The following is a 9,292-nucleotide window of genomic DNA, read 5'->3' on the forward strand; positions in this document are numbered from 1 at the left end:
GCCTCCAGCTTCCTTCAGATTCCGCGTCGCCACGGACACCCTTGCTCTTAGCTAACCTCTACTTCTGTCTTCGGGGTTCGGGACTTGCACCCTATAGTTCATACGCATGCCGGGCGCACACTAAAAATATGAACGATAAATTAAAAGAGTTTCACTACTTTATGTACATTTTAATTCATTAAGATAAACCATTGCTTACATAAAAAGTGAATATATCACATTTCAAATAAGGAGAAAACGACAAATGAAGTTTTTAAAAAATTTAAAAGTATTACAGAAGCTTATTTTGCTAATAGCATTATTTGCGATTTCCGCATTATCAATTGGCTTTGTCAGCTTTAGCAGTCTTTCAAGCACTGCAAATAGTTCTAATACTATTTACAAAGACCAATTGCTGCCAAGTCAAATGTTCAGTGCAATTAGTGTAAACAATCGTGCTATTAATGCTTATTTGTTGGAATTAATGATAACGAAAGATAATGAACGTAATGAATATCTTAATGAACGCATTGATGTAAATATAGAAGAAACTCGTTCCTTATTAGAACAATTAAATTCTATGTCACTACATGATGAAATTGAAAAGCAACTGGAATCATTAAACTCTATTAATACAGATTTAGAGGTTTCCAGAGATAGAGTTAGAGAACTGGCAATGAATAATCAGAATGATGAAGCATATAGTATATTTCAAAACGAGTTAGAAGAAAAACGAGTTATGTTAAATGACCTTTTAACTAGCATTGAAGATTCAAATACAACAAATGCTGAAAGCGTATATAATGAAGCACTTCAAACAGCTGATAGTGCCAAAAGAATTGTAATTATTACTATTCTAGTATCACTATTTATAACAATTACTGTAGGCATTTTAATTTCAAGGTTAGTTACAGTCCCTATTAAAAACATGCAAAAACTATTAGGACTAGTAGAAAATGGCGATTTCACTGTTCAAGGGGACTACCAATCAAAAGATGAAATTGGAATGTTGAATAATTCCTTTAATAGAATGATTGAAGGTGTTAATACAATTATAAAAACTGTAGGCGATACTTCCGAACAAGTTGCAGCAGCTTCAGAAGAACTAAGCGCCAGCGCAGAACAAAGTACAAAAGCAAGCGAACATATATCTACAACTTCTCAAGAATTAGTCATTGGGGCGGAGAATCAAGTTGAAATTATAAAAGAAAGTACTAATGTTATAGAAACTATTAATAATGATACTCAGCAAATTTTTAAAAGCACAGAAGAAGTGTCAAGTACCGTTAATCATGCAACTCAATTGTCTGCTGAAGGAAGAAAAGTAATTAATGAAGTAAATAATCAAATGGAATTTATTAATCGCACGGTAATTTCCTTAGTCGACTCATTTAACCAACTTTCAAACCGTTCAAGAGAAATTGGACAAATCAACGAAGTGATTACAAACATCGCAGAACAGACTAATCTTCTAGCACTAAATGCTGCCATAGAGGCTGCTAGAGCTGGAGAACATGGAAAAGGGTTTGCGGTTGTCGCAGCAGAAGTTAGGAAGCTTGCTGAAGAATCTGCTAATTCAGCTCAGAAAATCTCTAGCTTAGTTTCAGATATTCAACAAGATACAGATAAAACTTTGAAGACTGTTAATGAAGCTACTGGTGAAGTCAAAGAAGGAATCGCTGTTGTTAAAGTTGCAGGAAATACTTTCACCCAGATTGAATCTGTCATTACAAATGTAGTTCCCCAAATTGAAAACATAGCAAAAAATGTGCAAAATCTTTTAGATGGAACGTGTCATGTAAATAAATCGATCACGGAAGTAAGCGAGGTTGCTCAAGAAACAGCATCTGGAACACAGTCAGTTACAGCAGCAACACAGGAACAACTTGCATCAATGGAAGAAATAGCATCATCTTCACAAGCACTTGCGAATTTAGCGGAAGACCTCCAATCGCTTATTAGACAATTTAAAATTTAAGTTAATTTCACCATTTAGCTATTTATAATATAGGGAAAATAATAAGAGCCTGGTTTGATAATCTACATAATCAAACCTGGCTTTTTACATATTACAAAATTTTGTACTATTAAAAAAGGCATTCAGAACAAACCTGTCCTAAATACCTTTTATAAAATTATGAGGTTATCTTCTATTGGCTTTTCATTTAAAGAAATTTTTCATTTAAGTTACTGAATTAATCATACTGGAATATTACTTATTTTCTTCAAGGAAGAACTTTTCGATATCATCTAGCATTAAGTTAGCAGCTACTACACCGCCAGCTGTATTCCAGATTTCATCGCTTACTTTATGGATATTCCCTTCTTTAACTGCACTTAAGTTTTTAAATAAAGGATCATTTACCCATTCTTCTTCTAACTTCGATGCTTCGCCATCACCTGTTTCATAAGAGAAGTAGAAAATAATATCTCCATCCATAGCAGGTATACGTTCTTTTGTTACATTTTTCTCTGCAAAATCATCGACATTTTGAGATTCAGGACGAGCAAACCCTAATTGGTCTAATATAACACCTGAGAATGTATCTTTATGATAAATACGAACATCTCCAGCCATAAACCGTACGATGGACACTTCTTTTTGTAATTGATCACCTAATTTGCTTTTTAGGTCTGCAATGCGATTATCAAAATCTTCAATTACTTTTTTCCCTTCTGCTTCCTTATTCACAGCTTTAGAATAAAGCTCGAAGTTTTTCTTCCAATCTCCTCGTAAATCTTCAGCAAAAACAGTTGGTGCAATGGTGCTTAGCTGCTCATAGATTTTTTCATGACGCATTTTATTTCCAATAATTAAATCTGGTTCTAATGAGGCAATTGTTTCTAAACTTGGCTCCCCTTCAGTACCGACACTTGTTACACCTTCCATATCATCCTTAATATGATCGTACCAAGGATCTCCAGTCCAAGACTCGACGGCTCCTACTGGTTTAACACCTAAAGCTAGTAGGGCTTCTGTGCCCTCATTTGTTAAAATAACAATTTTTTCAGGTGTTTTTTCGATTTCAGTTGTCCCCATTGCGTGCTCAACTGAATAACCTTCTGTACTAGATGATTGATCATCAGATGTACTTTCTTCGTTCGAAGTTTCAGCCTTGTTTCCGCATCCACTAAGAACGATAATAAATAGTAGAACAGTTAAAAATAAAAGTTTATTTTGTTTGAAATATATAGACATATTTCCAGCCTCCATTTGATAATGATAATCATTTACATTCTGAATCATATTGGATAAAATAGTCCATGTCAACATGTAATTGAAAATGATAATCAATTATAAAAAACTTCAAGTTATTAAATTATTAATACATATATAGGAGAAAAGAAATATGCAACTTCATAATAGAAATAGAAAAATAGCTGGATTGGTATTAGGATTCGTTTTACTACTAATCGTAAATTTTCTAAGCCTTGTTCTTGGATATACGGATTTAACTATCAATACTGTGATTGATGCTTTTAACCATTTTGACGGTTCGAACGAACATATTATTATTCAAGATGTTCGATTACCTAGGGCATTAATTGGAACAGTTGTGGGCGCGAGCCTTGCTATAGCCGGTGCTTTATTGCAGGCCTTAACAAGAAATCCCCTTGCCTCTCCAGACATTCTTGGATTTAATGCAGGAGCCAGCTTTTTCATTGTTATTGCACTCATGTTATTTTCTATTACTTCTTTACAGGCAACAACTTGGATTGCTTTCCTTGGAGCAACGATTGCTGGTCTTTTAGTCTATTTCTTAGGATCGATTGGTCGGGATGGGATGACACCTATAAAAATGACGCTTTCAGGAGCAGCCATTGCTGCACTTTTTGGATCATTGACACAAGGCCTACTTGTTATGGATGAATCTGCATTAGATCAAGTGTTATTCTGGATGTCTGGATCCGTCCAAGGAAGAAAACTAGAAATTTTACTTTCCGTTCTCCCCTACATAGTAATTGGTATAATCATAGCTTTAGCCATGGCAAATAAAATCAATATTTTAACTATGGGCGATGATGTTGCAAAGGGACTAGGGCAAAGGACCGGATTTGTTAAGTTAACAGCTGGTATAGCTGTTATTTTACTTGCTGGCGGTTCCGTTGCTATTGCTGGTCCAATTGGATTTATTGGAATTGTCGTACCGCATGTTGTAAGAACGTTCATAGGCAATGATTATAGATGGATTATCCCTTACTGTGGAATATTAGGTGGGATTTTTCTTGTAATTGCAGATATAGGCGCCCGTTATGTGTTGATGCCTGAAGAGGTGCCAGTTGGAATTATGACAGCATTGGTAGGTATACCATTCTTTATTTATATTGCACGCAAAGGTGGAAAACTAGCATGAGAAAGTACACTTCTGTAAGAGCTTTTCGTGAGAAATTCTCTTTTTTAGTTGACCGTAAAGCATTTAAATATAATATATATTTCCTTATTTTTCTTGGTGTTATTTTCCTTCTAAGTGCTGGAATGGGAGAACAGATTTTCTCTCCATGGAAAGTAATAAATATTTTATTTGGAAATAGCAGCAGCTTTGAATCGATGATTGTTCAATCATTTCGTATGCCAAGGATTATAATATCCATCTTGGTTGGGGTAAGCCTAGCAGTGGCCGGGGCGATTTTACAATCTATTCTTCGAAACCCATTGGCATCACCAGATGTAACTGGAATTACCGGAGGAGCATCTGTAGCAGTTGTTTTGTTTTTAGCACTATTTAGTAATGAAAGTAATGTTTTAACTGTAAGCATACACTGGATGCCTCTTGCTGCGTTTATTGGTGCAACAATTATTGCATTTCTACTCTATATACTTGCATGGAAAAATGGATTATCACCCTTCCGTTTAGTACTTATAGGAATTGGATTGTGGGCTTTAACAAAAGCATTAACCAATTTATTTATGATTCTCGGACCCATTGTTCAAGCAAGTCAGGCGAATGTATGGATAACAGGTTCTGTTTATGGAGTAAATTGGAGTAATGTTCAAATTTTAGCTCCAATCACTATTATTTTATTAATTATTGCTTTTATAATGACCAGACATTTAAATATCCAAGAGTTGGGAGAAGATATTGCTTTAGGTATTGGGTCGAAAGTTGAAAGACAGCGTTTAGGAATGCTTTTACTAAGTACAGCATTGATTGGAAGTGCCGTTGCATTTGCTGGTGGTATAGGCTTTGTTGGTTTAATGGCACCACATATTGCTAGAAAGTTAGTAGGGTCATCATTCGGAAATCTTTTGCCGCTTTCAGCAATTATAGGAGCAGTCTTAGTATTACTGGCAGATACAATTGGCAGAACCCTCTTTTTGCCAGTCGAGGTTCCGGCCGGCGTATTTACTGCCACAATTGGAGCACCTTACTTTATCTATCTTTTATATAGACAGCGAAATGCTTAAAAAGGAGTGATTACTATGCATGTATTAGAAACAAAAGATTTGACCTTAGCTTACGGAGACCAAATTATTATAGATCATTTAAACATTACCATCCCATATGGTGAAATAACTGTTTTAATAGGCAGTAATGGTTGTGGCAAGTCTACCCTTCTTCGCTCAATGGCAAGATTATTAAAACCACAGAGCGGCGCCATTTTGTTAGATGGAGAAACAATGATGAAATTGCCTACAAAAGATATCGCAAAAAAGTTAGCTATTTTGCCCCAAGGACCTGTATCCCCTGAAGGTTTAACTGTTTTACAATTAGTAAAACAAGGGCGTTATCCATATCAAAAATGGTACCAACAATGGTCTTCAAAGGATGAAGAAATTGTGCAAAACGCTCTGCAATCAACAGGTATGGCTGAGCTTTCAGAACGTTTAGTTGACTCTTTATCTGGAGGACAAAGACAAAGAGCATGGATCGCTATGACACTTGCCCAGGATACAAATACAATTTTATTGGATGAGCCAACTACTTATCTTGATTTAACCCACCAAATTGAAGTTTTGGATCTTCTTTTTGAGCTGAATGAAAAAGAAAAAAGAACAATTGTCATGGTATTGCATGACTTGAACTTAGCTTGCCGCTATGCACATCATATCATTGCAGTTAAGGACAAAACTGTTTTTGCTCATGGAAAACCAGAAGATATTGTAAATCGAAAGTTAGTTCAAAATGTCTTTAATTTAGACTGTGAAGTAGTTGCAGATCCTGTATTTGGAACTCCAATGTGCGTTCCATATGGAAAAGGAAGGAACTTAAATGGGGTGAAAGATAATATTGTACCCGTTCACGCCTAATGAGCTAAAAGTGCTTGAGGATAAATATCGGTTAACATTTCAAACAAATTCTTCACCTCTATCCGTTCAAGTAAGTCATTTAATAAATGACAATCAGGCTCACATTTATTTAACTACTGTGAAAGAAAAAACGAAGTCAGCTAACCTAGGTGTAGCAGCCTCTCTCTTTGTTAAAAGATATAGCTTTGCAGTACTAATCGCATTATATTCAATGAGTGCGTTTAACAAACGAATCAACTTTTCAATTGATAATTTATCAGTTGAAACTTTAGATGAATCGGATATACTATGGCTCCCTTCGATAAAATTTAATGACATAAATTTAAGCCCAGCATCTCAAGAAAACAGAGCAAGATGGAGAAGTGAAATTTTAAAGGAGATATTTGCAAACCATATCGAAGTGTTATTTAAACAATTAAGTAGTGTCTCAAAACTATCGAAAATAATAATGTGGGAAAACCTTTATATATACATTGTTTGGATGTATAAAAATCTTTTGGCCGATCAACTTTATTCGAAGAGCCATCACAATATTAAAGAAGATTTTGATATGATTACTGCATATGGTGAAAGTATATTATTTGGCGATTATAAAGAAAATCCTTTTGTAAAATTTAGAGGCACAAATGATTGTCAAAGCATTCTAGGGGAAACAGTCTATAATCGAAAAACTTGCTGTTTATCCTATTTAACCGAAAATAAAGGGTACTTTTGCAAAAACTGTCCAATAAAACGGAAACAAAGTAATTAATCAAATGTCTGTATTATTTGTTCAAAAGAAAAGCAATTTCATCAAGCCTACTATCTTCAAGATGATAACAAGGGCGCTGCCCAAAAGTAAAAAAGTACAATTTTTGAATTGTACTTTTTTGCTTTCTAAAAGCGAAGCGACACAAATGCTTGATATAAAATAATTCATATAATGAAAACTGTCCTAGAAGTTATCATATACACTTCTAGGACAGCCCTAAATTCATCTCAAGCTTTTTGGATTTTTTTGCAGAAAATAATTTAATTAAATTTCACGAACCTTCATCTTTTGTAATTCTTTCTGTCTTTTATTGAGTACAATTTTTCTTCCACTAATCCAATATCCTACTAAAAATGCTTCACCCACAAGAATAAACAGAACTAATTTTAAAACAGACCAGTCAACCATTCCTGTTGTCTGCATATATATTAAAAATACTATATAACCAATAGGTAAAAGCAAACCCAAATACGAATTATTTCTAGTTGATAAAAAATGTTGAGCTGCGAATACTAAAACAATGATGGCAAGTCTATACCAGTCGTTCATTTCTTATGTACCTCCTGTTTATATTTTTCAATGATCAATTTTGCATCTTCTAGGCTAATCCGATCATCGATTGATAGTTTTTTAATAAAACTTACGAATTCTTCATTTTCTTCACTTTCATTGATTGTAATTTTTTGAATAAGTTTATCCAATCGAATCCTTACTGTTGGATAGGAGACTTCATAATACTTTGCAATGTCTTTTAATGATCCTGAATTTAATATGAAATTTTTAATAAACTCAACATCTTCTTTTTCTAAAGATAATAACCAACTAGGAATATCATGCTTATCCACAACACCACCCCTTTAATTTATTTAAGTTAATTTAAACATTATTTTTAATAAAGTTCAAGTTTTATTTAACATTATTAATATTTTTTAAAATAAAAAAGGATATTCATCCCATCAGATAAACACCCTCAGTTGATTACAGGCAGCATCTTCTTCAAAATTACTTAAATTTATCCTTTTAAGATATTAAACACACTTGTTAAACCAATTGTTTATTTCGCCTTCGTTAAATGATAACTGTCACTTATCATTTTATAAATCTCTTCCTCTGGAATAGTGCCATCAAGAATAATAGAGTTCCAGTGGTCTTTATTAAGGTGATATGCCGGAACCACTGAAGCATACATTTGCCGCCATAAATCCAATAAGCCAGATTCACATTTCACATTAATCCAAATATGTTCATCTTTTTCAAAAATCCATGCAAACACTTTGTTGTTTTCTTTATGTCGCATCAATGTCCAATTTTTATCCCGAAATGGATAATCTTCATATGTATTGTCAAATTTCAAACAGAAACTAATAGCATCTTTTCTAGTTTTCATTGTTTCCTCTCCTCCCGCTTTAATATGAAATATTATAATCTGTTATAAATTTTCTCTTAATTTAGTTTCTTCTTTCTCGAATATTCTTTTTAATTAAATCTATTAAATAATATATTAGTGAAATTAAAAAAGAAGTGAGGACAACATTTATGATTCCAATCACAACAATTAAACCTTCATCGCCTTCACCACTAATGAAATTAGCAAATAGGAAAAATAAAAATATACTTATTATAATCGTTAAGAAAAATATACTAACGTACTTCCCCAATACAGTCCCCCACCTTCTAATACATTATTTTTTCTTTTCCTCTAATTCTTTAATATGTCTTTTAATATCCTTCAACTCCGCCTTTAAAGCCTTAACCTGCTTTGAAGAATCAATACCCATTTGCACCCCATAGATTACGATAAAAAACAAAAGAACTAAACCGATAAAACCAAATAAGTAAAACTCCATTGTTTGTTCCTCCTCATGAATGTATTTTGTTTAACCATATCATGAAAAGGAAAAATTCTACCCGCGAAAGCTATCTACATTCACTAGCTTTCAACAAAAACGCTTTTCATTTTTGAATTAAATATGTATTTGCCTACTTTTAAATATATATTTTAACAGTGAAACTGTCCCCCATATTAACAACATATAAAAAAGGATTCAAAAAAACTAAATACAATAATAATTATATATCTGCCTAAGTCTTCTAAATCATTGAACGAATACTTTTGTATTTCCTTAATGAGATTTATCGAACTTATAACTAAAACAAGTGGTATAAGTATAATCCAATAAATTTTAGGTAATGTATTTGATAAGCTAAAACTGAGCCACCATAGCAATTGAAAAGTGAGCCACTTTTATATGAAAATAATCCTAACTTTTTAGAGTTAGGAGCGTATAGAGGTGATTTCATTGGAAAAGAAA

At 33.3% G+C, this 9,292-nt stretch carries 11 protein-coding genes; 5 read left to right on the plus strand and 6 right to left on the minus strand.

What is annotated here, in order from left to right:
• Positions 1-244: 244 nt before the first annotated feature.
• Positions 245-1,957 carry a methyl-accepting chemotaxis protein gene (locus EKG35_RS19695; protein WP_126296248.1) on the plus strand — a complete coding sequence of 571 codons (1,713 nt, stop codon included), beginning with the start codon at positions 245-247 and terminating at the stop codon, positions 1,955-1,957.
• 234 nt (positions 1,958-2,191) lie between these two features.
• On the opposite strand, the gene EKG35_RS19700 is transcribed toward EKG35_RS19695, so the two are convergent.
• Entirely contained in the window at positions 2,192-3,178 is a 987-nt protein-coding gene (locus EKG35_RS19700) for an ABC transporter substrate-binding protein (protein ID WP_126296249.1), read from the minus strand.
• Positions 3,179-3,329: 151 nt separating this feature from the next.
• On the opposite strand from EKG35_RS19700, the gene EKG35_RS19705 reads away from it, so the two are divergent.
• From EKG35_RS19705 to EKG35_RS19720, 4 genes are read left to right on the plus strand one after another with little or no spacing between them, the layout of a single operon-like run.
• Positions 3,330-4,334 (plus strand): FecCD family ABC transporter permease, encoded by a 1,005-nt coding sequence (locus EKG35_RS19705; RefSeq protein ID WP_126296250.1) that lies wholly within the window; start codon positions 3,330-3,332, stop codon positions 4,332-4,334.
• Entirely contained in the window at positions 4,331-5,386 is a 1,056-nt protein-coding gene (locus EKG35_RS19710; RefSeq protein WP_126296251.1) for a FecCD family ABC transporter permease, read from the plus strand. Before EKG35_RS19705 ends, EKG35_RS19710 begins: the two co-directional genes overlap by 4 nt.
• A 15-nt stretch (positions 5,387-5,401) precedes the next feature.
• On the plus strand, positions 5,402-6,229 hold the full coding sequence (locus EKG35_RS19715) for an ABC transporter ATP-binding protein (RefSeq protein WP_126296252.1): 828 nt from the start codon (positions 5,402-5,404) through the stop codon (positions 6,227-6,229).
• Entirely contained in the window at positions 6,210-6,980 is a 771-nt protein-coding gene (locus tag EKG35_RS19720; protein ID WP_185807837.1) for a (2Fe-2S)-binding protein, read from the plus strand. The genes EKG35_RS19715 and EKG35_RS19720 overlap by 20 nt, the downstream gene beginning before the upstream one ends.
• A gap of 264 nt (positions 6,981-7,244) precedes the next feature.
• Here EKG35_RS19720 and EKG35_RS19725 read toward each other — a convergent pair whose 3' ends face one another.
• The 5 genes from EKG35_RS19725 to EKG35_RS21100 all read right to left on the minus strand — a co-directional run bounded on the left by EKG35_RS19725 (position 7,245) and on the right by EKG35_RS21100 (position 8,827).
• A complete protein-coding gene (locus EKG35_RS19725) occupies positions 7,245-7,529 on the minus strand; it encodes a hypothetical protein (RefSeq protein WP_126296254.1) in 285 nt (94 codons plus the stop codon).
• Positions 7,526-7,825, minus strand: coding sequence for a DUF2089 family protein (locus EKG35_RS19730; protein ID WP_126296255.1), 300 nt, complete (start codon positions 7,823-7,825; stop codon positions 7,526-7,528). The genes EKG35_RS19725 and EKG35_RS19730 overlap by 4 nt, the downstream gene beginning before the upstream one ends.
• 209 nt (positions 7,826-8,034) lie before the next feature.
• Positions 8,035-8,367 carry an MmcQ/YjbR family DNA-binding protein gene (locus tag EKG35_RS19735; protein WP_126296256.1) on the minus strand — a complete coding sequence of 111 codons (333 nt, stop codon included), beginning with the start codon at positions 8,365-8,367 and terminating at the stop codon, positions 8,035-8,037.
• Positions 8,368-8,428: 61 nt separating this feature from the next.
• Positions 8,429-8,638, minus strand: a complete 210-nt coding sequence (locus EKG35_RS19740; RefSeq protein ID WP_126296257.1) for a hypothetical protein — start codon at positions 8,636-8,638, stop codon at positions 8,429-8,431.
• Positions 8,639-8,662: 24 nt separating this feature from the next.
• Positions 8,663-8,827, minus strand: coding sequence for a hypothetical protein (locus EKG35_RS21100; protein WP_185807838.1), 165 nt, complete (start codon positions 8,825-8,827; stop codon positions 8,663-8,665).
• Positions 8,828-9,292: the final 465 nt, after the last annotated feature.

Origin of the sequence: Lysinibacillus telephonicus, assembly GCF_003966145.1 — a bacterium.
Lineage (GTDB): Bacteria > Bacillota > Bacilli > Bacillales_A > Planococcaceae > Ureibacillus > Ureibacillus telephonicus.

Coding starts and splice junctions, on each gene's coding strand:
- EKG35_RS19705 (WP_126296250.1), top strand. CDS start 3,330: ATGCAACTTCATAATAGAAATAGAAAAATAGCTGGATTGGTATTAGGA.
- EKG35_RS19715 (WP_126296252.1), top strand. CDS start 5,402: ATGCATGTATTAGAAACAAAAGATTTGACCTTAGCTTACGGAGACCAA.
- EKG35_RS19695 (WP_126296248.1), top strand. CDS start 245: ATGAAGTTTTTAAAAAATTTAAAAGTATTACAGAAGCTTATTTTGCTA.
- EKG35_RS19710 (WP_126296251.1), top strand. CDS start 4,331: ATGAGAAAGTACACTTCTGTAAGAGCTTTTCGTGAGAAATTCTCTTTT.
- EKG35_RS19725 (WP_126296254.1), bottom strand. CDS start 7,529: ATGAACGACTGGTATAGACTTGCCATCATTGTTTTAGTATTCGCAGCT.
- EKG35_RS19735 (WP_126296256.1), bottom strand. CDS start 8,367: ATGAAAACTAGAAAAGATGCTATTAGTTTCTGTTTGAAATTTGACAAT.
- EKG35_RS19700 (WP_126296249.1), bottom strand. CDS start 3,178: ATGTCTATATATTTCAAACAAAATAAACTTTTATTTTTAACTGTTCTA.
- EKG35_RS21100 (WP_185807838.1), bottom strand. CDS start 8,827: ATGGAGTTTTACTTATTTGGTTTTATCGGTTTAGTTCTTTTGTTTTTT.